Annotated in this window: 17 protein-coding genes; 6 read left to right on the top strand and 11 right to left on the bottom strand. The window is 71.1% G+C overall.

Features of this window, described 5'->3' with window-relative positions; translation table 11 throughout:
- Positions 1-40: 40 nt before the first annotated feature.
- From IG08_RS0137585 to IG08_RS0137565, 5 genes are all read right to left on the bottom strand, one after another.
- Positions 41-1,066 (bottom strand): polyprenyl synthetase family protein, encoded by a 1,026-nt coding sequence (locus IG08_RS0137585; RefSeq protein WP_030613603.1) that lies wholly within the window; start codon positions 1,064-1,066, stop codon positions 41-43.
- A complete protein-coding gene (locus tag IG08_RS0137580; protein WP_030613600.1) occupies positions 1,063-2,097 on the bottom strand; it encodes a tetratricopeptide repeat protein in 1,035 nt (344 codons plus the stop codon). Before IG08_RS0137580 ends, IG08_RS0137585 begins: the two co-directional genes overlap by 4 nt.
- Positions 2,098-2,269: 172 nt before the next feature.
- Positions 2,270-2,947, bottom strand: coding sequence for an AIM24 family protein (locus IG08_RS0137575; RefSeq protein WP_030613597.1), 678 nt, complete (start codon positions 2,945-2,947; stop codon positions 2,270-2,272).
- 119 nt (positions 2,948-3,066) lie between these two features.
- Positions 3,067-4,443: a CAP domain-containing protein gene (locus tag IG08_RS0137570; RefSeq protein ID WP_030613594.1), complete on the bottom strand. Its 1,377-nt coding sequence runs from the start codon at positions 4,441-4,443 to the stop codon at positions 3,067-3,069.
- Between the two features lie 86 nt (positions 4,444-4,529).
- Positions 4,530-5,750, bottom strand: coding sequence for a serine hydrolase domain-containing protein (locus IG08_RS0137565; RefSeq protein WP_030613592.1), 1,221 nt, complete (start codon positions 5,748-5,750; stop codon positions 4,530-4,532).
- 323 nt (positions 5,751-6,073) lie between these two features.
- On the opposite strand from IG08_RS0137565, the gene IG08_RS0137560 reads away from it, so the two are divergent.
- The 5 genes from IG08_RS0137560 to IG08_RS0137540 all read left to right on the top strand — a co-directional run bounded on the left by IG08_RS0137560 (position 6,074) and on the right by IG08_RS0137540 (position 14,573).
- Positions 6,074-7,864 carry a M4 family metallopeptidase gene (locus tag IG08_RS0137560; RefSeq protein WP_030613590.1) on the top strand — a complete coding sequence of 597 codons (1,791 nt, stop codon included), beginning with the start codon at positions 6,074-6,076 and terminating at the stop codon, positions 7,862-7,864.
- A 107-nt stretch (positions 7,865-7,971) separates the two neighbouring features.
- Entirely contained in the window at positions 7,972-9,168 is a 1,197-nt protein-coding gene (locus IG08_RS0137555) for an ROK family transcriptional regulator (protein ID WP_030613588.1), read from the top strand.
- 40 nt (positions 9,169-9,208) lie between these two features.
- On the top strand, positions 9,209-10,999 hold the full coding sequence (locus IG08_RS0137550) for an alpha-galactosidase D (RefSeq protein WP_030613585.1): 1,791 nt from the start codon (positions 9,209-9,211) through the stop codon (positions 10,997-10,999).
- Between the two features lie 20 nt (positions 11,000-11,019).
- On the top strand, positions 11,020-13,371 hold the full coding sequence (locus IG08_RS0137545; RefSeq protein WP_030613583.1) for a glycosyl hydrolase family 95 catalytic domain-containing protein: 2,352 nt from the start codon (positions 11,020-11,022) through the stop codon (positions 13,369-13,371).
- A complete protein-coding gene (locus tag IG08_RS0137540) occupies positions 13,368-14,573 on the top strand; it encodes an SGNH/GDSL hydrolase family protein (RefSeq protein WP_030613580.1) in 1,206 nt (401 codons plus the stop codon). The genes IG08_RS0137545 and IG08_RS0137540 overlap by 4 nt, the downstream gene beginning before the upstream one ends.
- Positions 14,574-14,577: 4 nt before the next feature.
- Here the strand turns inward: IG08_RS0137540 and IG08_RS0137535 are convergent, their stop codons facing one another.
- The 5 genes from IG08_RS0137535 to IG08_RS0137520 all read right to left on the bottom strand — a co-directional run bounded on the left by IG08_RS0137535 (position 14,578) and on the right by IG08_RS0137520 (position 21,611).
- On the bottom strand, positions 14,578-17,523 hold the full coding sequence (locus tag IG08_RS0137535) for a helix-turn-helix transcriptional regulator (RefSeq protein WP_030613578.1): 2,946 nt from the start codon (positions 17,521-17,523) through the stop codon (positions 14,578-14,580).
- A gap of 133 nt (positions 17,524-17,656) precedes the next feature.
- Entirely contained in the window at positions 17,657-18,010 is a 354-nt protein-coding gene (locus IG08_RS57715; protein WP_078655887.1) for a UBP-type zinc finger domain-containing protein, read from the bottom strand.
- Positions 18,007-19,455 carry an ATP-binding protein gene (locus tag IG08_RS0137530; protein WP_030613576.1) on the bottom strand — a complete coding sequence of 483 codons (1,449 nt, stop codon included), beginning with the start codon at positions 19,453-19,455 and terminating at the stop codon, positions 18,007-18,009. Before IG08_RS0137530 ends, IG08_RS57715 begins: the two co-directional genes overlap by 4 nt.
- Entirely contained in the window at positions 19,452-21,128 is a 1,677-nt protein-coding gene (locus IG08_RS0137525; protein ID WP_030613574.1) for an NAD(P)/FAD-dependent oxidoreductase, read from the bottom strand. Before IG08_RS0137525 ends, IG08_RS0137530 begins: the two co-directional genes overlap by 4 nt.
- Before the next feature lie 126 nt (positions 21,129-21,254).
- A complete protein-coding gene (locus IG08_RS0137520; RefSeq protein WP_030613572.1) occupies positions 21,255-21,611 on the bottom strand; it encodes a VOC family protein in 357 nt (118 codons plus the stop codon).
- A 60-nt stretch (positions 21,612-21,671) separates the two neighbouring features.
- Between IG08_RS0137520 and IG08_RS0137515 the strand changes: the two genes are divergently transcribed.
- Entirely contained in the window at positions 21,672-22,544 is an 873-nt protein-coding gene (locus IG08_RS0137515; RefSeq protein WP_030613569.1) for a universal stress protein, read from the top strand.
- A gap of 1 nt (position 22,545) precedes the next feature.
- Here IG08_RS0137515 and IG08_RS0137510 read toward each other — a convergent pair whose 3' ends face one another.
- Complete coding sequence (locus IG08_RS0137510; RefSeq protein WP_030613567.1) at positions 22,546-23,781, bottom strand: DUF4032 domain-containing protein; 1,236 nt, start codon at positions 23,779-23,781, stop codon at positions 22,546-22,548.
- Positions 23,782-23,807: the final 26 nt, after the last annotated feature.

Raw genomic sequence — 23,807 nt, 5'->3', positions numbered from 1 at the left:
TTCGAACCCTGTCCCGGCGGGCGGCGGCGGTCAACTCGGTTCAGAGATCACGCCGTACGAGATAGTGCAGCAGGGACCGCAGCCCGTCCGCCGCCCCCGCCTCCAGCGGCACGCCGGCGAGCGCCGCCTCCACGGCCGCGATGTTCCTGCGCGCCTCGGCCAGGGCCGCCGTCCGGCCACCCGCCTCGCCCATCAGCGCGGCCAGCACCTCGGGCTCCGCGTCCGCTTCCAGAAGCCGGGCAAGGCGCGCGGCCGTGGGCGTGGGGGAGTCGAGCGCGAGCAGCACCGGGAGTGTCTTCTTCCGCTCGCGCAGATCGCCGTGCACGGGCTTCCCGGTGACGAGGGGATCGCCCCAGATCCCCAGGACGTCGTCGACGACCTGGAACGCGACCCCCAGATGCCGCCCGGCCAGGCCGAGGGCGGCGACCGTGGCCGGGGGTGCGCCACCGAGAGAGGCGCCCAGCGCGGCCGCACAGCCCAGCAGCGCGCCGGTCTTGTGCTCGGCCATCGTCCGGTACTCGGCCGGCCGCACCCGCTCGGGACCCGTCCAGGGACGCGCGGCGAAGAGCAGGTCGTCCGCCTGCCCGCGCACCAGGTCGGCCAGCGCCGTGGACAGCAGGCGTACGGCTTCGGGGCCTGCGGGTGCGGCGGTGAGCGTCTCGACGGCCAGGGCGAACAGGGCGTCACCCGCGAGGACCGCCGGGCCGGTGCCGTACGCCTTCCACACCGTGGGGCGACGGCGCCGGGCGGAGTCGCCGTCCATGATGTCGTCGTGCAGCAGCGAGAAGGCGTGCACCAGCTCCACCGCGACCGCCGCGGAGACTCCGGCCCGCCCGGGCGCGCCGGCCGCCTCGGCACCCAGGACGGCGAGCGCCTGCCGCACGCCCTTGCCGCCGGACGCGTCGGCCGGGGCACCGCCGACCTCGCACCAGCCGAAGGAGTACGCGGCCATCTCACCGACCCACGGGTGCAGACGGCCGACGGCTTCCCGCAGCGCGGGTTGCACCAACCCGCGGCAACGGTCGAGGACCTGGGGCGCGGCGATCGCGGAGGTGAGGGTCGTCACCGTACGACCTCCACGCCGAACTCCTCCTGTGCTCGCTTCACCATCTCCCGTGCGTGGCGCAGACCGATCCGGTCCAACACGCGGGCGAGATCGGCCAGTTCGGCCGCGGTCTCGGCGTGGTCGCGACCCAGTCGGGCCACGGACTTGGCCAGCCCGAGCCGCGCCAGTGCCTCCCCGCGCGGCTCGCTCATGGCGCGGAACTCCGCGAGCGCCTGCTCGTAGAGCGCGCGGGCCTCGGTGTAACGCCCCGCGCGGTACAGGACGTTGCCGCGCATCTTGTGGTTGTACGCCAGCGCGCTGGACAGGTTCATCGCGCGGCATGTCGTCTCCGCCTCGGACAGCAGCCCGAGCGCCCGCTCGGCGTCGCCGTCGCGCACGGAGACGATGTCGGCCAGCCCGCGCAGCGCCCAGGCGTGACCGCGCCGGTCGTCGGCGCGCGCGGCTATGTGGGCCGCCTCCTCGAACATGGCGTACGCGGTGTCGTACGACCCGGTGTTGCGGTGCATCTGCGCGATGCCCGACAGCGCCCACACCGTGTGCCGTGCCTCGCCACGCCGACGGGCCTCGGCCAGCAATTGCTCGTGCAGGCGGCCGACGGCTTCGTAGTCGCCCTGGATACGGCCGGTCTCGGCCAGGCCGGCCAGTGAGTAGCCGCGGACCACGACGTCCCCGCCGCGTTCGCCCAGGTCGGCCGCGAGCTCCAGCAGCCGCCGGGCCAGGGCGAACGCCCCGCGCTGCCGGGCCAGCGTGCCTCCGCTCCACAGGGCCCAGGCCATGGCCGCGGTGTCCCCGGCCTCCCGGGCGGCGCGGTAACTCGCCTTCCACGCCCGGTCCGCGTCGGTGACCCGGCCCAGCCGGCGCTGCGCCTCCGCGACCGCGAGTCCTGAGCGCGCCGCCTCCCTGTGCTGCCCGGCCCGCTGGGCCGCCCTCAACTGCTCGGTGCCGGCGGCCAGTACATCGTCGAGCGAGGAGTTCACGGACAGGGTGGTGAGGGCGCCCTGATACTCCGGGGCGAATGCCTTGCCGTACATGGATGCCTTCCGGTCCGTATGCACGCCATGTATACGCTCTGTGTATACATGACGTGCATAGTGCGTCGAAAATCAGCCCTGACCCAGGGGGTCAGGGCATCACCTGCTGCCGGTCAAGACGTGGAAGGAGTCGATCCGGTTGCTCGTGATGTGCAGATGGTTTCGTGGAAGCTCAGTGCTGCTGCGCCTTCTGCGGCGTCACCTCACTCGGTCGTACGACGACGTACCCCGAGCCCTGCAGGGTCAGCTGCACCGCCTCACCCGAACCACCGCGCAGCATCGACCCGATGGACTGCGACCGGTGCAGCGAGGTCTGGAGGCCCGCGGTCCAGCCGACGACCGCGTCGGTGTCGACGAACACCGGGTACTGCGGCGAGACCGGAATGACCAGCGGATTGCCCTCGCAGACCAGGCCCAGCCTGCCGCGGCCGGTGAAGACGCTGTTGAACAGGCCGCCGCCGGCGATGCCCGCGCCCTTCACGGTCGAGATCCGGTACGCCAACGAGGCGTCGAAACACAGGACGTTGCGGCCGTTGACCGTGAACTCGTCGCCCTGCTCGACGTCGACGATGAAACAGTTCTGCGCCTCGTGCGCGAACCACGCCTCGCCCTGCCCGCGCACCGCCATGAGCGGCAGCCCCTCGCCGGTGACGGCGCGCTTGAGCATGCCGCCGACCCCCTGGCCCTTGCGCTCGAACTGGAGATTGCCGCGGTAGGCGACCATCGCCCCCTGGCGGGCGAGCATCTCGCCGTGCACCGCGTACCGGATGCACTTGGAGTTCTCGACCGTCATGCCCGGCTCGGTGGCCGGCTGCACCATGTGCTCGCTGGAAAAGAGGTCACCCTTCATGGGGGCATGGTGTCCCGGAGGGGTTCGTTCCGCCAAGATCGCGGACATACCAGGATGTCTCAGGAGTCCTGAGGGGTCCTTACAAGACCTCAGGAAACCTCAGTAGATCTCAGGAGACCTCAGGCACCGAAGAGTTGCGTCCAGTACGTGCCCGCCGGACCGCCGCCCGCGAAGCCGATCCCTATGTGGGTGAAGTCGGGCTTGAGGATGTTGGCGCGGTGGCCGGGGCTGTTCATCCAGCCTTCCACGACTTCGGCGGGGGAGCGCTGGCCGCAGGCGATGTTCTCGCCGATCGAGCGCCGGGTGGAGCCCGCGGCGGCGGCCCGGTCCCAGGGCTGCGTGCCCTCGGGTGAGGTGTGGGAGTAGAAGGCCCGGGCTGCCATGTCCGCGCTGTACGCCTGCGCGGCGGTGGCGAGCAGGGGGTCTACGGCGAGGGGGCGCAGCCCGGCCCTGGCTCGCTCTCTGTTGGTCAGGTCGACGACCTCGGCCGCGGTCCGCGTCAGGTCGGTGGGCCCGAGCGGCCTGGCCCACAGGGCCGTCCAGTAGGTGTCGCCGGAGCGGCCGTCGGTGACATGTCCCAGGCCCGCGTGGGTGAAGGCCCGGTCGTGCAGCGTGCGCCGGGGCTGTTCGGTGCGCAGGCAGTACGCGAGGAACTCCGCGGGGGTGCGCGGGCCGGAGACCAGGTGCTCGCCGACGGTGAGGTACGCGTAGCCGGTGGCGGTGACGCGCTGGTAGACGGAGACGCCGTCCGGGCTCTCGGTACCGAGGCGTCCGGCGGCGGCCATCGCGGAGGCGTGGGCGCGTGCTGCTGCAGCCAGGCGGGTGTCGAGGGTGACCGGGGGTGAACCGCCCGTCGCCCGGGCGGAGTTGACGAGACCGATGAACCCGTCCGGGTCGGGGGAATCGGAGGAGGGGGCGGGTGGTGCCGGGTGCGTGGGGAAGCTAGCAGCTGGTGCCGGGGGTGCCGGGGGTGCCGGGGGTGCCGGGGGTGCCGGGGGTGCCGGGGCGACCGGTGTGTCGTCCATGACGTCCACTCCGAAGTCCCGGGCGAGTCCCGCGAGCCCGTCCGCGTACCCCTGCCCCAGCGCGCGCAGCTTCCAGACGTCGCCGCGCCGGTAGATCTCCGCGAGCAGCAGGACGGTCTCGTGCCGCGGGCGTGGCGGGGCGAACCGGGCGAGCGGCCGGCCGCCCGCACCGCTGACGTGCAGGGTGGGGGCGGGCAGTCGGCCCAGGGGAGTCGTGGGGTCGGCGGGGCTGACGACCACCGTGACCCGGGTGGCCCCTGAGCGCAGTCCCGGCGGATCGACGGTCAGTGTGTCGCCGTGCAGCCGGGCGCCGGGAGCGGACGGCTGGTTGTAGAAGACGAAGTCGGTGTCGCCCCGGACCTTGCCGCCGTCGTCCGTGATGAGGGCGGACACGTCGAAGGGGCCGGGCACCCGGACGGCCACGGCGCCGCCCGGGAGGGGCAGATTGCCCCCGGGGACCAACTCGCTCATCGTGCCGCCCTGGTGTTGTCGTTCGGGACCCCGACGGGATCATCCGGACAACGTGCACCAGGGCGCGAGGGTTCCTCAGGGCCGCGTCAGTCCAGGGTGATCCCCGGAGCCATGTCCTCGTGCCGCTCGACGGTCGCGGCGCCGCGCAGTGCCTTCGTCGACTTGCCGCAGAACGCGGAGTCCAGGGTGCGCAGCATCGTGTTGAGGACCGTGCCGTTGTTGGAGGTGTTGGCGAGCGCGGCGAGGCTGCGCTTTCCGTCCTTCGAGGCGAACGCGTACGTGTAGAAGCCCTGGACGGCGCCCGTGTGGCCGTACACCGAGACGCCGCACGACAGGTCGCGGCGGCGCAGCCCGAGGCCGTACGACTGGACGCCGCCCGCCGGTACCCATCGCCGCATCTGCTTCAGTTGCGCGGCGGAGGTCAGCTCGCCGCGGAGCAGGGCGGACAGGAAGGTGTTGAGGTCGCGGGTGCTGGAGATGAGCGCGCCCGCGCTCTGCGCCCACGACACGGTCTGATTGGTCGCGTCGACCAGCGCGGCGCCCGCCCGGTCCGGGGTGAGATAGCCGTGGGCGTGCCGGCCAGGGATCTTCGTGCCGGGGTGCACGTAGAAGGTGTCGCGCAGCGTCAGTGGCTTGATGATCCGGTTCTGGTACTCGGTCCGTACGGAGTGACCGGTGAGCTTCTCGACGAGCATCCCGGCGACCACGAAGTTGGTGTTGGAGTACGAGTAGACGGCGCCCGGCGTATTGGTCCGCGGTCGCCGCAGGGACCGGTTCACCAGCTGCCTGGGGGTAAAGACCTTCTTGCGGACCGCCTCGAACCCCGGGACCGTGCTCGCGAACATGTCGTTCGTGTAGTCGTACAGGCCGCTGCGATGGCTCAGCACGTGCCGCACCGTGATCCGGTTGTCGGGCAGCAGGCCCGGCAGGTAGCGGTTGACCGACGCGTCGAGCTTCAGCTTCTTCTCGTCGACCAGTTGGAGCAGCACCACGGCGGTGAAGGTCTTGGTGACGCTGCCGATGCGGAACCGGTCGGCGTTGCCGATGGCCCGCCCGCTCTTCCGGTTGGCCACACCCACGGCCGTCTTGAGGACCGTCCCGCGGTCGTCGACGCGCGCCATCGCACCCGGCGCGCCCTGCCGCAGCGCCGCGCGCAGCACGCCGCGCAGACCTGCGAGGTCGGCCTCGGGCAGGGCGCCGGCCTCGGCTCCCGGTGCTTCCCGGGGCGCGGCGTGGGCGGGGGCCGACAGGAGGGACAGCAGAACCGCCCCGACAACCGTCCCCGTGCGCACTCTTGCTGATGTCATCCGGCTCTTCTCCTGTTTCTGCCCGGTGATGCCTCGCGCTCATTGATGCGAGATCGATCACATGCATGCCAGGCAACCGACCTGCATCCCGTCACATCTCCACAGTCGACGCACAGTTGGTCACTTGCTGATCGCTGAGCGATGCGGATCCGCAAAGTATCGCCCTGAAGAGCACGAAAAGTGATGATTCGGGCTTTACATGTACATGACTCATCCGTAAGGGTTTCGTTCCGGGGCCCGACCAGCCCCCCTGGCGCCCAAGCGCGCCATGTCCCAGGGCGGTTGGCGATGCCGGCCGTCTGTGCGCGAAGGAACCCTCAACAGTGCGCAAACCTCATATACGCAGCCTGGCGGTCGCCATCGCGGTGACGACGGCCGCCACCGGCCTGGCCGGAACGGCCGTCGCGGAGCCGTTCACGGGGGCGGGCCAGGTCACGGCCACCGCCGGCACCTCCGCCGCATCCGTCCTCGAGGCGGCCCGAGCCGCCGCCCTTTCCCACGCGTCCGCGACAGGTGTCGTTTCGGGCGACGAACTGCGCGCCCTGGACGTGATGATCGACCCCGGGGGCGGGCGGCACGTCCGGTTCGACCGGACCCACGACGGCATGCCGGTCCTCGGCGGTGACCTCGTCGTCCACCTCACCGAGCGGCTGGCGTACGCCGGCGTCACCCGCGCCGCCGACCGCAAGGTCGCGCCCGCCGTGAAGTCGGCCGAGCTGACGGCCCGCCAGGCCGAGGAGAAGGCCGCCGCCGTAGCGAAGGGTGACGCGGGCAGTGCCGAACTGGTCGTGGACGCCCGTGACGGCGCCGCGACCCTCGCCTACCAGGTGCGGGTCAGCGACAGCGGCACCGCCGAGGCCGGCGGCTCCCGCACGGTCGTCGTCGACGCCCTCACCGGCAAGGTCCGCAGAAACACGCCGGACAGTGACGAGTTCCTGTCGCCGAAGCTGGTGGACACCCTGCGCGAGCGCGGCGAGACGCTCGACCCCGACACCGACCCGCAGACGGCCGGCCTCACCGCGACACCCGCGGCCGGCGCCACCGGCTACCCGGCGACCGCCTCCGGCACCGGCAAGTCCCTCTTCGTCGGCAAGGTCCCCCTCACCACCACCCGGACGGCCCGCACCAGTTACCTCCTCAAGGACCCCAAGCGCTGGGGCACGGAGACTCGCGACGCGAAGGGCCAGGAACTGGAGCAGTTCGCGCGGGGCAAGAAGTTCACCAGCACGACCAACAAGTGGGGCAACGGCGCCGTCTCCAGCCGGGCCAGCGCCGCGGTCGACGCTCAGTACGGCATCACCAAGACCCTCGACTTCTACAAGAAGACCTTCGGCCGCAAGGGCATCGCGAACAACGGCAAGGGCGCCCGCGCCATGGTCCACTTCGGCAACAAGGTGGCCAACGCGTTCTGGGACTCGTACTGCAATTGCATGCTGTACGGCGACGGCGACGGGGACATGATCAAGAAGCCGCTCGTCGTCCTCGACGTCACCGGCCACGAGCTCACCCACGGGGTCGTGGACGCCACCGCCCGGCTGGAACCGACCCGCGTGGACGCGGACGGCAACCAGTACGGCGAGCCCGGCTCCCTGAACGAGTCCCTCGCCGACATCTTCGGTACCAACGTCGAGTTCAGCACCAACAACGTGAAGAACCCGCCCAACTACCTGGTGGGTGAGAAGCTCGGCCTGGACCAGAAGTTCCTGCGCCGCCTCGACAAGCCCTCCCTCGACAAACTCGAAGGCGCCATCGACTACTGGTCACCGGCGGTGTACGACGCCGAGGTGCACGCCGGCTCCGGTGTCTCCTCGCACGCGTACTACCTCCTCGCCGAGGGCAGCGGCAAGAAGACGATGGGCGGCTTCACCTACGACTCGCCGACCTACGACGGTCTGCCTGCAGCGGGCATCGGACGAGCCAAGGCCACCGCGATCTTCTACCGGGCGCTGACCCGCTACATGGTCTCCAGCACCGACTTCCACGGCGCGCGCGTCGCGACGCGCAAGGCGGCGAAGGACCTCTACGGGGCGGGCAGTACGGAACTCAAGGCGGTGGACCGGGCCTGGGCCGCGGTCAACGTGACGGCCGCCAACACGCCGGCGGCTCGCGACTGACCGCACGACGACGCCGGTGATCCGGGCGCCCGTGCGGGCGGAGGCGCCCGGACCCAATTCCGCTTCTTTTATTGACGACGGAAAAGAACCCCTCTAGGTTCCCGGCCATGCGCCCGACCCCTCGCGCCGAGACGTTCCCCGTCAACACACCAGCCGCTTCCCAGGTGTTCACCACCGTGCTGTCCCAAGGCCCCCTCGCCCGACTGGAGGTGGCCCGGCGCGCGGGACTGTCCCCGGCCGCTGTCACCAAGGCGGTCCGGCCCCTGATCGAGGCCGGATACCTGGTGGAGGACGCGGACGAGGCGGCGCGTCCCGCGCTCGGGCGACCCGCGAACCTCGTACGGGTCGACGGGGGACGGGCGCTGTTCATCGGGGTCAAGGTGACCGGCGACGAGATCATCGGAGTCCTCACCGACTTGTGCTGCCGGATCCGCGTCGCCCGGCACGTGCCACTGCCCGACCGCGCCCCCAAGGTGGTGCTGGCGTCGATCGCGGACCTGGTGAAGGAACTGCTGGCCGAGGCGGACGGTGCCCAAGCCCGAACCCAAGACCAAGACCCGGTCCCGGTCCTGGGCCTCGGCATCGCCGTCTCCGGCGACGTGGACCGGGGCGAAGGGACCGTCCGCTACTCGCCGTTCCTGGAGTGGCGCGACGTACCGCTCGCCGAACTCGCCGCCATGACCACGGGGTTGCCCGTCACCGTCGACAACGACGTGCGCGCCCTGACCGTCGCCGAGCAGTGGTTCGGCGCCGGCGCGGGCCTCTCCGACTTCGCCGTGGTGACCGTCGGCGCGGGCATCGGCTGCGGTCTCGTCGTCCACGGCCGAGTGGTCGCCGGCGCGCACGGCGTGGCCGGCGAGATCGGCCATGTGACCGTCGACCCGGCCGGCCGGCTCTGCCACTGCGGCAACCGCGGCTGCGTGGAGGCGATCGCGGGGGAGGCCGCGATCGTCCGGCAGATCCGCGAGGCCACCGGAGTCGAACTCGCCGACGCGGCCGAGGCCGTGGCGCTGGCCCACCGAGGAGTCGCCGGGGCGCGGGAGGTCTACGCACGGGCGGGCGAGGCGATCGGCCGCGGTATCGCGACCGTCGCCAACCTGCTCGGCCCCGAGCGCGTGATCATCTCCGGCGAGGGCCTGGCCGCCTACGACCTGTTCGCCGAGCAGATCCGCGAAGCGTTCGTCGCGGCCGCCTTCGGTTCCGCCGCACAGTGCGACGTCCTGACCCGCCCCCTGCCCTTCGAGGAGTGGGCGCGTGGGGCCGCGGCCACCGCGATCCAGTCCTTCATCCGAGCCGACGTATAGCCAACCCACCCGCACCCGCCACCTTCAGGAGGTACGACCCATGCGGTCATCCTCGTACTCCGCCATGCCCGCACGCGCTCTGAGAGCCCTGGTGGTGCTCGCCCTCACGGCAGCCGCCGCCCCGGTCGCCCACGCCGACAGCGGCACAGAGGCCTCTTTGGCGACCAAGCCCTACATGGGCTGGTCCAGCTGGAGCATGCAGTCGTCCAAGTACCCCGGCCTCAACCCGGACGGCGACTACAGCTACCTCACCGAGGCCAACGTCCTCAAGCAGACCGACGCGATGGCCGCCAAGCTCAAGAAGTACGGCTACGAGTACGTCAACATCGACGCCGGCTGGTGGCGGGACACCACCTGGAAGCCCGCGTTCGACGAGTACGGCCGCCAGAAGGCCGACCCCGTCCGCTTCCCCAGCGGGATGAAGGCGGTCGCCGACCGCATCCACGCCAAGGGACTCAAGGCAGGCATCTACCTCCCGGCCGGCCTGGAGAAGGAGGCGTACGGCGGCGGCCGCACCCCGATCTGGAATGCCGACGGCTGCACCACCGCCGACATCGTCTACGACGACCTGCGCACCACCAACGGCTGGGACAGCTCCTACAAGCTGGACTTCTCCCGCCCCTGCACCGCGAAGTACATCGACTCCCAGGCCCAGTTGATCGCCGACTGGGGCTACGACTTCCTCAAGCTCGACGGGGTCGGCCCCGGCTCAGGGAAGAGCGGTGACCAGTACGACAACGTTGCCGACGTAGCCGCATGGAACGAGGCGATCGCCGCCACCGGACGCCCCATCCACCTCGAACTCTCCTGGTCCCTCGACATCGGCCACGCCGCCGACTGGAAGAAGTACTCCCAGGGCTGGCGCATCGACACCGACGTCGAGTGCTACTGCAACACCCTCGTCAGCTGGGAGAACTCCGTCGACGACCGCTGGGACGACGCCCCCGCCTGGACCCGCCACGCCGGCCCCGGAGGCTGGAACGACCTCGACTCCCTCGACGTCGGCAACGGGCAGATGGACGGCCTGACCAAGGCGGAACGGCAGAGCTACGCGACCCTGTGGGCCATCGCCAAGTCGCCCCTCTACACCGGCGACGACCTCACCCGCCTCGACTCCTACGGCCTGTCCCTGCTCACCAACCGCGAGGTCATCGCCCTCAACCAGGACGGCACCCCGCCCGCACGCCCGGTCACCCCGTCCGACCCGCAGCAGGTGTGGGCCGCGAAGAACCCCGACGGCACCTACACCGTCGCCCTGTTCAACCTCGCCGACGCCCCCGCCGCCGTCACCGGCGACTGGACGACCCTCGGCTTCACCGGCAAGGCTGCCGTCCGGGACCTCTGGAACCACGAGAACCTCGGCACGTACAAGAACCGGATCACCCAGGCTTTGCCGGCGCACGGTTCGCGCCTGTTCACGGTCGCTCCGAGGGGCACTGAAGTGACCTTCACCGCTTACGAGGCCGAGTCCTCCGGCAACACCCTCGTCGGCAACGCGTCCGTCGCCGACTGTTCCGCCTGCTCGGGCGACCACAAGGTCGGCAACCTCTACCTCGGCGGCAAGCTGACCTTCAACGACGTCGTCGTCGACAAGGCCGGCACCTACCAGGTCAAGGTCGCCTACATCAGCGGCGACTCCCGCTCTGCCGCCATCTCCGCCAACGGGGGCGGCGCCACGCGCCACAAGTTCCCGTCGACGGGGGACTGGGGGATCGTCGAGACGGTGAGCGTGCCCGTGAGTCTCAAGGCCGGCACCAACACGATCACCTTCGACAGCGGCACCGGCTACGCACCGGACATCGACCGGATCGACGTGCCCAAGTCGTCCTGAACGATCCTCCAGGAGCCGCTATGAACACGGAACTGTCCAGACGCAGCCTGCTCGCGCTCGCCACGGCGACCGGAGCCTTGACCGCCCTCCCCGCCTTCACCGCGTCGGCCGCACCACAGCGTCCCGACAACTCGGCGTCGCACGACAGCAGTTCACACGATCACCTGTGGTGGCAGGCTCCCGCCGACGAAGGCTCGATGATCGAACAGGGCCTGCCCATCGGAAACGGCCGCCTCGGCGCCCTCGCGAGCAACGACCCCGGCCGCGAACTCCTCCTCGTCACCGATGCCACGATGTGGACCGGCGGCCTCAACGACACGCTCGACACCGACGGCCAATTTCCCTACGGCCGCGACGACTTCGGCTCCTTCACGTTGCTCGCCCGGCTCGCCGTCGAGATCCCCGACCACGACCTGTCCGCCGTCTCCGGGTACCGCCGCACCCTCGACCTGGCCCAGGGCGTGATCACCACGTCGTACGTCCGCTCCGGCGTGACGTACCGTCGGCAGATCTTCGCCAGCCATCCCGACGACGTGATCGTCCTGCACTTCAGCCAGAGCGGCGGCGGCCGCTACACCGGCACCGTCACACTGGAGGGAACGCACGGCGAGGGGAGCTCGGTCTCGTTCGGGGCGGCCTTCCCGAACGGGCTGCGGTACGGGGCCGCCGTCACGGCGTACGGCACCGGAGGCTCCGTCACCGTCCGAGGCCCGGACGTCTCCTTCTCCGCATGCGAGGAGCTCACCGTGGTGTTGAGCGGCGGCACCAACTACGCGCCCGATGCCGCCGCCCACTACCGCGACCCGTCCCTCGACCCCGAACGGCTGGCCCGCACCAAGGTCAGGACCGCCGCCCGCCACTCGGCGGACACCCTGCTGCGCACCCATGTCACCGACCACCGCGCCCTGTTCGGACAGCTGGACGTCACACTCGGCACGTCCTCCGAAGGGCAACGCTCCCTCGACACCTGGGAGCGGCTGCGGGCTCGCGCCCGGGACGGGGCGCCGGACCCCGAACTCGAAGCCCAGTACCTGCAGTTCGGCAGGTATCTGATGATCGCGGGATCGCGCGGCAGCCTGCCGCTCAACCTCCAGGGGCTGTGGCTGGACGGCAACGACCCGGACTGGATGGGCGACTACCACACCGACATCAACCTCCAGATGAACTACTGGATGGCCGACCGGACGGGCCTGTCCGGATGCTTCGACGCGTTCACGGACTACTGCGTGGACCAACTCCCGGCGTGGACCGAGCTGACCCGGACCCTGTTCAACGACCCCCGCAACCGCTACCGCAACTCCACCGGGAAGATCGCCGGCTGGACCGTCGCCATCTCCACCAACATCCATGGCGGGATGGGCTGGTGGTGGCACCCGGCGGGCAACGCCTGGCTGTGCAACTCGCTCTGGGAACACTACGAGTTCACCGCCCGCCGCTCCCATCTGGAGAAGATCTACCCGCTCCTGAAGGGCGCCTGCGAGTTCTGGGAGGCCCGGCTGCTCACCATGACCCTCCCGGGCACCTCGAAGGAAGTCCTCGTCGCGGACAGCGACTGGTCGCCCGAGCACGGTCCGCTCGACGCCAAGGGCATCACCTACGCCCAGGAGCTGGTCCGGGCGCTCTTCGGGAACTACTGCGCTGCTTCAGCCGAGTTGAAGAAGGACACCGCCTACGCCAGCATCGTCGCCGGCCTGCGCAAGCGCCTGTATCTGCCGCAGGTCAGCCCCACGACGGGCTGGCTGGAGGAATGGATGTCCCCCGACAACCTCGGCGAGACCACCCACCGCCACCTGTCGCCGCTCGTCGGTCTCTTCCCCGGCGACCGCATCCGCCCGGACGGCTCCACTCCGGCCGACATCGTGGACGGCGCCACCGCCCTGCTCACCGCACGCGGCATGGACAGCTTCGGCTGGGCGAACGCCTGGCGCAGCCTGTGCTGGGCACGGCTCAAGAACGCGGACAACGCCTACCAGCTGATCGTCAACAACCTCCGCCCGTCGACCCACGGCAGCAACGGCACCGCCTTCAACCTCTTCGACATCTACGAGGTCGAGCAGGGCCGCGGCATCTTCCAGATCGACGCGAACTTCGGCACCCCCGCCGCGATGATCGAGATGCTCCTGTACTCGCGACCGGGCCACCTGGAGCTCCTCCCCGCCCTCCCGGACGCCTGGGCCGCCTCCGGATCCCTCGTCGGAGCGGGCGCACGCGGCGGATTCGTCGTCGATCTACGCTGGAGGGATGGGAAACCGACCGAGGCACGGATCCGCAGCGTCGGCGGCCGCACGACGACGGTCGCGTACGCAGGGAGCTCCCGCACGGTGACGCTGAAACCCGGTGCCACCGTCACCCTGAGGGACTTCGACCGGTGACACGCCGCATCACCCGGGCATGCCGCCTGCTCGTTGTCACGCTCACGGCCGCAGTCCTCCAGGCCACGCCCGCGCCGGCCGCCGACAGCCCGCCCGACGGCGTCATCACCTGGGGCACGAGCGCCGACCGCATCGGCGACGCGGCCGCCGACCGCGGTTACCGCATGGTCGTGCACACCAGCGTCGCCGGACGGGACCTGCGCATCCGGCTCTCCAACGCCTTCGGGGACCGTCCGGTGACCTTCGACAGCGTCTACGCCGGCATCCAGCAGGAGGGTGCCGAACTGGTCCGCGGCACCAACCGGCAGCTCACCTTCGACGGCTCCCGTTCCGCCACCGTCCCGGCCGGCGCCACCGTGTACAGCGACCCGTTGCCCGGGAAGCTGCCCGCCCAGAGCGATCTCGTCGTCAGCATCCACACCCCGGACGCGGCGGGCCCGATCACCGGCCACTGGATGGCCATGCAGACCTCGTACGCCACCGAGGGCGACCGCACCGCCGAGGAGAGCGGCGCCCACTGGACCGACACGATCGGGTCGTGGTTCTACCTCGACGCGGTCTCGGTGCGAGCCGCCGCGCACACCGGCGCCGTGGTCGCCCTCGGCGACTCCATCACCGACGGCTGGCAGTCCACGACCGATCTGAACCGCCGTTGGCCCGACTACCTGGCCCGACGGCTGCAGCGCACGGACAACGCGGTCAAGGGCGTGGCCAACGAGGGCATCGCCGGCAACAAGGTGCTGGCTGACGGCGCCGGACTGAGCGCCCTGAACCGACTGGACCGGGACGTCCTCTCCCAGCCGGGCGTGCGCACCGTGTTTCTCTTCGAGGGCGTCAACGACATCAAGGCCCACACCGGAGTCACCGCCCAGGAGTTGATCGACGGCTATCGGGAAATCGTCGACCGGGTGCACGAGGCCGGGAAGTGCGTGGTCGGTGCCACCGTCGCGCCCTTCAAGGGCTGGCCCGAATGGGACCCGGCCGCCGAGGCCGTCCGCCAGGAGGTCAACCAATTCATCCGGAACAGTGGGGAGTTCGACGCGGTCACCGACTTTGACAGGATCCTCCGCAGTCCCTACGACCACGAGCGGATGCTTCCCTCCTTCGACGGCGGCGACCACATCCACCCGAACGACAAGGGGATGCAGGCGATGGCGGACGCCGTCGACCTGGGGAGCCTCGACTGCACGAGCCGCCGATGAGGTGTCACTCCGGGGTGATGAGGCCTTCGCGGTAGGCGACGGCCACCGCCTCGGTACGGCTCGCGGCGCCCAGTTTCGCGAGGATGTTGGACACATGGACGCTCGCCGTCTTGCCGCTGATGAACAGCTCCTCACCGATCTGGCGGTTGCTGCGGCCGAGCGCGAGGAGCCGTAGCACGTCCTGCTCGCGGGCCGTGAGCGTCGAGGCACGGTCCTTGACAGCCGGAGTGTCCGACAGACGGCCACGACGCATCAGGACGTCCACCTGTTCCAGCAGAAGCTTGGCGCCGAGCCGGGCGGCCGTCTCGCGCGCCGCGCGGGCCTCGACGGCAGCTTCCTCGCGCCGGTCGGCCGCGAGGAGGGCCTCGGCCAACCGCAGTCGGCAACGGGCCGGTTCGTACAGGTCGCCGAAGCCGAACGCGGCGACCGCCTTCGCCCAGGCCGCCGCGTCCGGCCCGGACACGGCCCGCGTCCACTCCGCCTCGGCACGGGCCAGCCACGCCTGCCCCTCCGGGCCCTGAGGTCTGCCTTCCTCGCCGTGCACGGCGGTGGACCGCGCGAGTTCCACGAGTTCGCCCGCGGTTTTCGCCCACCTGGCTGCCCCGGACTCGTCACCGGTGAGGCGCAGTTCGGTGGCGCGGTCGGCGACCGCCGACAGGGCGAGGGTGGCCAGCCGGACCGTGACATAGGGCGGCGTGCCCTTGTCGTCGGTGAGGGCCTCGACCGTGAACCGCGCCCGCTCCACGGCCCCCTCTGGGTCCCCCTGCAACGCAGCGGCATCGGTCAGGACGATGCCCGCGACGAGCGTGGCCATCCAGTCGAACGGCCCGTCCAGCAGCGCGCGGGCGCGTTCGGCGGCCTTGAAGTCACCCCGCGCGAGTGCCACGTACAGCGCGGGCGCGATGGTGTAGCCGCCGGCCGCGGTCAGCACCTCGGCGTCGGTGGTCGCCGCGCGGACGCACTCGTCCCAGCGGCCCAGCGTGTAGAGGACCAGCAGCCGGAGATAGCGCATCTCCATCGGATACGGCGAGGACGCCAGCCCGGCGCGGCGGGCGCGGTCCAGCCCCTCCGTCAGCAGGGGCAGGCACTCGTCCAGGTCACCGGACTCGAAACAGCCGATGGCGAGATTGAACAGCGCGCGCATCTCCACCGGCGCGTTGCCCGCACGGCGCGCCAGTTCCCGGGCCTGCCGCAGCCGTTCCCGTCCCTCCGGGGAGCGGCGGCCGCCCCCTTCGAGGATGGCCAGTGAGATCAGCAGATCCGCCTGGGCGTCCGCGACCTTCAGCTGTTCGGCGGTGCGCAGGGCTTGGCGGGCGACGCGCAGCGCGGTCTCGTTCTCCCCGACATGCCGGGCCGCCAGGACATGGGTGGCCGCCGCCCACACCCAGGTGCGGGTCGGGGGCTCGGCCGGGATCATGGCGAGCGCCTCGCTGCTGTAGGCGAACGCGGCCGTCAGATTGTCGACGCTCATCAGGTTCCCGGCGAGCGTGTACCGGACCCGGGCGGCGAGTTCGGAGTCCGCGTCCTGGCCGACGCCCGCGAGCGCGGCCCGGGTGAGGGAGACCGCGCGGTGTGCCTCCCCGGTGTGCGCGGCCGCCGCCGAGGCCCGCAGGGTGAGCGTCACCCGGTCGACGCCCTCGCTCGAGGGGCGTGCGGACTGCTCCACCGCCGACCACAGATCGAGGGCCGCTTCCAGGTGCCGTAGCTCCTCGGCGGGCGCACCGATCCGCTGGGCGTGGTCCGCGGCCTCCACCGAGGCGGCGAGCGCCTCGGCCAGGTCATGGCTCGCCCGGTAGTGATGGGCTCGCTCCGCCGCGCTCTCGGCCCGGTGGCCCCGCCCGGCGAGCAGCCGGGCGAACGCGCCGTGCAGCCGGGAGCGTTCGCCCGGGAGCAGGTCGGCGTAGACCGCCTCGCGGGCGAGCGCGTGGCGGAAGGAGTAGGTGTCGCCGTCGCCGGAGACCAGCAGTTGGCGTCCCATCGCCTCACGCAGCGCCGACTCCAGCTCCTCGTCGGGCAGCCGTACGGCGTCCCGCAGCAGGTCGTGCTCGATGCGGCGCCCGGCCACGGCGGCGGTGCGCAGCACCTGCTGGGCGGTGTCGGACAGCTGCTCGAAGCGGATCAGGAGGACGTCCGCGAGGCCGCTGGGCACGCCGCCGGCCTCGGTGTCCGTGGCCGCGAGGAGTTCCTCGGCGTAGAAGGCGTTGCCCTCGGCGCGCTCGACGATCCGCCGGACCGTGGTGTCCGGTAGGGGACGGTCCTGCAAGGCCCGCACCAGACGCGTCACTTCGGCGTCGGCCATGGGCCGCAGCTCCAGCCGCTCCACGGAAGGCAGCCGCACCAGCTCCGCCAGCAGCGGGCGCAGCGGATGGCGGCGATGCAGATCGTCCGCGCGGTACGACGCGAGAACCGCCAGCCGGTGCGTGGGCGCACCACCGGCCGCGCGCTGGAGGATGCCGCGGCTGAGCAGGAACCGCAGCAGGTCCCGGGACGACTGGTCGGCCCAGTGCAGGTCCTCCAGGACGAGCAGCAGCGGAGCGATGTCCGCGAGGTCGGCCAGCAGCCCCGCCATGCCCTCGAACAGCCTGAGCCGCCCACCCGAGTCCCGCACGGAGTCCGTCCCGGCCCCGAGCAGCCGCTCCACCACCGGATGCGCACCGAGGACGGCAGCGAACCGCTCGTCGCCCGCGAGCACCCCCAGCACCTCGGTGAACGGCATGTACGGCAGACCGACGTCACCGAGATCGACACAATGCCCGGTGAGCACCGTCATCCCATCCCGCGCGGCCTGTCCAGCCACCTCGTCCAGCATCCGTGTCTTGCCGACTCCGGCGTCCCCGGCGACGAGCACGGCACGTGCCTCACCCGCCCGGGCACGCCCCAGCACACGGGAGAGGCGATCGAGTTCGTCGTCCCGACCAATAAGCGGCGTGGTGAAAGAGGTCTGCGGCACGAAACCAATCCTGTCACTCACCACTGACAGCGCCCGAGTCGATCCTCAGGGGCGCGGGGCTGTATCGATCTGCGGCTCCGCCGCGTGGGCGCGACCAGCCGCGGACTACCCGCAGCCGGAACACCCCCACCCTCTAGGCGCGCAACACCCGAGCCCAATCCTCCGGCACCCGCCCGGCAGGGCCCGGCGCAGGCTGATCCGCAGGATGACTGACCGGCGCCGCAAGCTCAGGCCCCGCCTCGAACATCTCACTCGTCGCGAAGTTCCAGTACCACTCCTCACCCGGCTCATAGCTCTGCACCAGGGGATGACCAGTGGCCCGGAAATGACCAGTCGCATGCTTCGCGGGCGAGGAGTCGCAACACCCCACGTGCCCGCACTGCGCACACCGCCGCAGATGGAACCACCACCCGCCATCGGCGTCGCACTCCACGCAACCGCGGCCGCTCGGCGGCACACCGGGGTCGACTCCGTCGATGCGAGTCATTCGCCCTCCTCGGGACTGTCGTTCTCAACGGCGGTGAGCGGCAGAAGGACCTGGAACCGCGTGTCGCCCGGCGAGGACTCGACCTGGAGGCTCCCGTGGTGCTTGTTGACGACGATGCGCCACGAGATGTCCAGACCGAGCCCCGTACCCTCGCCCACCGGCTTGGTGGTGAAGAAGGGATCGAAGATCCGGCTGCGGATCTCCTTCGGCACCCCGGGCCCCGTGTCACGGAACTCCACCAGCAGCCGGTCGTGATCGAGCGCCGTCCGCACGGTGAGCGTCCCCTCGCTCTCCATCGCCTGCACCGCGTTGTCGATCAGGTTGGTCCACACCTGGTTGAGCTCCGCCGGGTACGCCGGAATCCTCGGGAGCGTACGGTCGTACTCCTTGACGACCTTGATCTGCTGCCCGATCTTGCCGGAGAGCATCAGCAGCGTGCTGTCGAGGAGTTCGTGCACGTCCGCCACCTGGTACGGCGCGCGATCGAGCTGTGAGTACTGCTTGGCCGCGTCGACGAGGTGCGAGATGCGGTTGGTCGAGTCGTTGATCTCGTCCATCAACAGCTCGGTCTCGACGGTGTAGTTGAGCCACCCGATCGCGTTCGGCAGGATCTCCTCGTCCACGGCGGCCGCGACCTGGTCCAGCCAGTCCGCGTCGAGACCGGCCTGTACGAAGGTGGGTGCGATCCGCCAGCCCTCCTGAATGTCATGGTCGTCGAGCCAGTCGGTGACGGCGTCCTCCCGGTCGGAGGCCTCCAGTGGGCTCAACGAGGGGGCCTTGGCGACGCGTTCGGCGGTGCGCTCCTGGATGTCGATGAGGTTCGCCATGACCTCGGGGGAGTAGGAGCCCTGGGCGATGATGGCGAGCTTGTGCCGCATCTTGCCCACGCGTTCCCGCAGGGTCGCGGTCGCCCGTACGGCCGCCGCCGCGGGGTTGTTGAGCTCGTGCGTCAGTCCGGCGGACAACGAGCCGAGCGCCAGCAGCCGTTCGCGCTGCCCGATGGCCCGCTGCGTGTTCTTCGAACCGAAGAACAGCCCCTCCAGGAGATGGACCGCCATCGGGAACCACTCCTGCATGAAGCGCGCGAACGCGTCCGCGGGCAGCACGAAGAATCGCGTCGGCTCCGTGACGCGCATCGAGTTGTTGTACGCCTGCCGCACCCGGTCACCCAGGTAGGCCTGCATGGACCCCGAGTACACCCCGCGCTGCGAGGTCCGGCTGACCTCCACGTCGTCGCCGCCGACCCGGCGGGACAGCACGACCGTGCCCTCGATCATCACGTAGAAGCAGGTGGCGGGTTCGCCCTCGGTGTAGACGGGCCCGGGCTCGAACCTCTCCACCCGGCCCGCGGCGCACAGCTGTCCCAACTGCTCGGGGGAGAGCTTCTCGAACAGGAACAGCGCCCCGATCTCCTGCGGGCTGCACGGCATCAACTGCCCGCTCACGACTGCTCCAGATACCGGTGGACGAGCATCACGGCCATGGCTCCCTCTCCGACGGCGGACGCGACCCGCTTCGCGGACTCGGCGCGCGCGTCGCCCGCGACGAACACGCCGGGAATGTTGGTCTCCAGGTGGTACGGCGGCCGGTCCAGGTCCCAGTCCGCCGGTGGTCGTCCGTCGGGGGTCAGGTCGGGGCCTGCCAGGATGAAACCGTGCTCGTCGCGCAGCACCGTGCCGTCCAGCCAGCCGGTCAGCGGGGCCGCGCCGATGAACACGAACATCCACTGCGCGTCGACGAGTTCGGTCTCCCCGGTCTCCGTGTCGCGCAGGGTCAGCTGCTCCAGGTGGTCCGAGCCGTGCGCCGCCTCCACGACGGTACGCGCGCGTACCGAGATGTTGGGCGCCTCGTTGATCTGCTGGATCAGGTAGTGCGACATCGACGCGGACAGGTCGGCACCGCGCACCAGCAGCGTCACCGACTTGGCGCCCCTGGCCAGGTACATCGCCGCCTGCCCGGCGGAGTTGGCGCCGCCGACGATGTAGATGTCCTGCCCCTGGCAGGAGGCCGCCTCGGTCAGTGCCGAGCCGTAGAACACCCCGCACCCGGTGAGATCGGTGCAACCCGGCGCCTCCAGCTGCCGGTACGACACGCCCGTCGCCAGGATCACGGAGTGCGCGGCGACCGCCGACCCGTCCGAGAAACGCACGGTGCGTGCCGCGCCGTTGATCTCCAGACCCGACACCTCGCGCGCGGTGAGGATCTCGGCGCCGAACTTCGCCGCCTGCCGTCGGGCCCGGTCGGTGAGCTGCCCACCCGACACACCGTCGGGGAAGCCCAGGTAGTTCTCGATGCGCGAGCTCTGCCCCGCCTGGCCGCCGGTCGCCGACCGCTCCACGAGAACGGTCCGCAGCCCCTCCGAAGCCCCGTACACCGCGGCCCCGAGCCCGGCCGGGCCGCCGCCGATGACGACGAGGTCGTAGAAGTCCGCGGTGGGCGTCGTGGCCAGCCCCACCCGGGAGGCGAGATCGGGCGCCTCCGGCTCGACCAGGGGAGTGCCGTCCGGGGTGATCACCACCGGCAGCCGCTGTCCGTCCTGCCCCGCGGCGGCCAGCAGACGCTGCCCCTCGGGCTCGTCGGTGGAGTACCACCGGTACGGCACCTGGTTGCGGGCCAGGAACTCCCGCACGTCCGAGGAGCGTGCCGACCACCGGTGCCCGATCACCTTGGTGGCGGGCACCGGCCGGTACTCGCTGCACCGCCACGCCTCCAGGAGGTCGTCCAGGACCGGATACAGCTTCTCCTCCGGCGGGTCCCACGGCTTGAGGAGGTAGTGGTCGAGGTCGACGACGTTGATCGCGTCGATCGCCGCGTTGGTGTCCGCGTACGCGGTCAGCAGCACCCGTCGCGCGCCCGGGTACACGTCCAGGGCCTGTTCGAGGAACTCGATGCCGTTCATCTGCGGCATGCGGTAGTCGGCCAGGATCACGGCCACGAGGTCACCGCGGAGCTTCAGCTCACGCAGCGCCTCCAGCGCGGACTCGCCGGACTCCGCGCGCACGATCCGGTACGACGCCCCGTAGCGCCGCCGCAGGTCGCGGGCGACGGCGCGGGACACTCCCGGGTCGTCGTCCACGGTCAAGATGACGGTCCGCGCTGTGTCGGCGGCCTGTGCCATACGTCTCCCACCCCGAGAGGTCGCGATCAGGGCACGGCGTCCCCGTCGTCACCGGCCCGGTTCCCGCCCATCGTATGTTCGATCGTCCCGCTTCGCGCAGGTATAACCGGAGCCCCCGCCGGGGCCTCAGCCGCGGCGCGGGCCGAGCACGCAGAACTCGTTGCCCTCGGGGTCCGCGAGCACCACCCACGGCTCATCACCGCTCTGGCCGACGTCGGCGTGACGCGCGCCGAGGGCGAGGAGACGGGCGACCTCCGCCTCCTGGTCGTCCGGGCGGAAGTCGAGGTGAAGTCGGTTCTTGACGACCTTCGCCTCCGGGACCGGAGCGAAGATCAGCCCCGGCAGCCGGTCCTTCTCGGGCCGGATCTCGAACTCGTCCGGCGCGTCGCCCACCACCACCCAGCCCAGCGCCTCGGCCCACCAGCGCCCGAGAGCCGCGGGGTCGGTCGCGTCCACGTTGACTTGCTCCCATTCCAAAGCCATGGGGGCAGCGTAGTGAAGACTGGCCATGACGGACGTGACCGCGAACAGGGAGGCCGCCGCATGACCCGCCCGATCACCGCAGGGATCGACGGAACCGAGGAGAGCCGCGCCGCACTGGACTGGGCGGCGCGGGAGGCGGTCCGGCGGGGGCCGGCACTCAGGGTGGTGCACGCCTGGCGGTTCGAGCCGTACGAGGCGATCGATGCCGGAGACCCGGACACGCAGGGCGGATGGGTGCGGGACACGCTGGCCGAGGCCGTCCGTACCGTGACGGCACGTCACCCCGGACTCGACGTGTCCGGTGACGTCCTGGAGGGCGACACCGTCGAGTCGTTGGTCGCCGCGGCGGCGGAGGCCGAGCTGCTGGTCCTCGGCTCGCGCGGCCACGGGCCGGTCGTCGGCTTCCTGCTCGGCTCGGTGGGCCAGCAGGTGATCGCCGAGGCGGTCCGGCCCGTCGTCCTGGTGCGCGCCGGGGACCGGGCCACCGCGGAGGCCGCCGGCCTGGAGATCGTCGTGGGCCAGGAGGGCGATCCGGAGGACAGTGCCGACACGCTGCGGTTCGCGTTCGAGACGGCGGCCGCGCGCGGGGCCACGGTGCGTGCCGTACGGGCCTGGACCCTGCCCCCGGTGTTCGCCTACAGTCCGGGCTCGATGAAGCTCCTCGACGAGGCCGGGGGCCTGGAGCCGTACGAGAAGAAAGCCCTGTCCGCGGCCCTGCAGCCGTGGCGGGAACGCTTCCCTGGCGTCCCGGTCGTCGAGCACGTCGAGATGGGCAGCGCAGGGCAGGTGCTGCTGTCGGTGGCCGGCCGGGCCCAGCTGATGGTCGTCGGCCGCCGGGCGCGCCGTACCGCCGTGGGCGCCCGGATCGGCTCGGTGGCCCACGGCGTCCTGCACCACGCGGACTGCCCGGTGGCCGTGGTCCCCCACGCCTGACTCACTCCGAGGCGGTCGGCTGGAGCGTCTCCCGCGCCGTGGGAAGGATGTTCTTGATGTAGTCATCGACCGCGGTGTCGAGCCCGATGTCGTGCTGCGCGCGCTCGGACATGTACCAGCGGTGTTCCAGCAGCTCGTGGTAGATCTCGGCCGGGTCCACCGAGCCGCGCATCTCGAGGGGCACCGCCCGCACCGTGGGCCGGAAGACGTCCCGCACCCAGCGGTGGGCGAGTACCTCGGGGCGGGCGCCGAGCGGGTCGCCCGGGGCGTAGTCGTCCTGGGTGGCCATCCAGCTCTCCAGGTCGTTCAGGAGCCGCCGGGCCTGGTTCTCCTCGGTGTCCAGGCCGGTCAGCCGCAGCAGCTGGCGCTGGTGGTGGCCCGCGTCCACGACCTTCGGCACGAACGTGACCGTGTCGCCGTTCGGCGCGTGCTCGATCTGCATCTCGGCCACGTCGAAACCGAGGTCGTTGAGGCGGCGGATCCGGCGCTCGATGTAGTGGTACTTGCCCGCCGGGTACACGGAGGTGCGGGTCAGCTCCTCCCACAGTCCCCGGTAGCGCGCGCAGATCTCCATGCCGAACTCGATCGGGTCCACGGAGGGGTGCAGCGCGCCGGACGCCTCCAGGTCGAGCAGCTCGCCGCTGATGTTCACCCGGGCCAGGTCGAGGTCGTAGTCGCGCTGTCCGGTGCTCAGCTGCGGATGCAGGTCGCCGGTCTCCGCGTCGACCAGGTACGCGGCGTAGGCGCCCGCGTCGCGTCTGAAGAGTGTGTTGGACAGCGAGCAGTCGCCCCAGGCGAACCCGGCGAGGTGTAGACGCACCAGCAGTACGGCCAGCGCGTCCATGAGCCGGTGCATGGTGGCGGGCCGCATGGTGGTCTCGAACATCGACCGGTACGGCATCGAGCCGCCCAGATGCCGGGTGACCAGCACGGACTCCAACGGAGCCTCGTCGGCGTCGGTGCGTCCGGTGACCACGGCCAGCGGGTCCACCGCGGGGATGCCGATCCGGTCCAGGTCGCGCAGCAGCTCGTACTCGCGCAGCGCCGGACGCTCGGCGAGTTCCTTGACGGCGATCACCTCGTCGCCGGCGCGGGCGTAGCGCACGACGTGGCGCGATATGCCGCGCGGCAGCGGGACGAGGATCTCCTCCGGCCACTCCTCCAGAGGCAGGTGCCACGGCAGTTCGAGCAGGAGCGCGGGGTGCTCCGGGTTGGTCGCGCTGATCTGCAGTGCCATGGGCGGGGTGTCCTTGCCTCTCCGGT

The organism is Streptomyces fulvoviolaceus (assembly GCF_000718165.1).
GTDB classification, from domain to species: domain Bacteria; phylum Actinomycetota; class Actinomycetes; order Streptomycetales; family Streptomycetaceae; genus Streptomyces; species Streptomyces fulvoviolaceus.
The sequence above is the reverse complement of the archived record's forward strand: the minus strand, read 5'-3'. Positions and strand labels throughout refer to the sequence as shown.

Excerpts from the sequence above, each read along its gene's own strand:
- IG08_RS0137580 (WP_030613600.1), bottom strand. The coding sequence starts at position 2,097 with ATGTACGGCAAGGCATTCGCCCCGGAGTATCAGGGCGCCCTCACCACC.
- IG08_RS0137555 (WP_030613588.1), top strand. The coding sequence starts at position 7,972 with ATGCGCCCGACCCCTCGCGCCGAGACGTTCCCCGTCAACACACCAGCC.
- IG08_RS0137545 (WP_030613583.1), top strand. The coding sequence starts at position 11,020 with ATGAACACGGAACTGTCCAGACGCAGCCTGCTCGCGCTCGCCACGGCG.
- IG08_RS0137550 (WP_030613585.1), top strand. The coding sequence starts at position 9,209 with ATGCGGTCATCCTCGTACTCCGCCATGCCCGCACGCGCTCTGAGAGCC.
- IG08_RS0137575 (WP_030613597.1), bottom strand. The coding sequence starts at position 2,947 with ATGAAGGGTGACCTCTTTTCCAGCGAGCACATGGTGCAGCCGGCCACC.
- IG08_RS0137565 (WP_030613592.1), bottom strand. The coding sequence starts at position 5,750 with ATGACATCAGCAAGAGTGCGCACGGGGACGGTTGTCGGGGCGGTTCTG.
- IG08_RS0137515 (WP_030613569.1), top strand. The coding sequence starts at position 21,672 with ATGACCCGCCCGATCACCGCAGGGATCGACGGAACCGAGGAGAGCCGC.
- IG08_RS0137520 (WP_030613572.1), bottom strand. The coding sequence starts at position 21,611 with ATGGCTTTGGAATGGGAGCAAGTCAACGTGGACGCGACCGACCCCGCG.
- IG08_RS57715 (WP_078655887.1), bottom strand. The coding sequence starts at position 18,010 with ATGACTCGCATCGACGGAGTCGACCCCGGTGTGCCGCCGAGCGGCCGC.
- IG08_RS0137510 (WP_030613567.1), bottom strand. The coding sequence starts at position 23,781 with ATGGCACTGCAGATCAGCGCGACCAACCCGGAGCACCCCGCGCTCCTG.
- IG08_RS0137570 (WP_030613594.1), bottom strand. The coding sequence starts at position 4,443 with ATGAGCGAGTTGGTCCCCGGGGGCAATCTGCCCCTCCCGGGCGGCGCC.
- IG08_RS0137525 (WP_030613574.1), bottom strand. The coding sequence starts at position 21,128 with ATGGCACAGGCCGCCGACACAGCGCGGACCGTCATCTTGACCGTGGAC.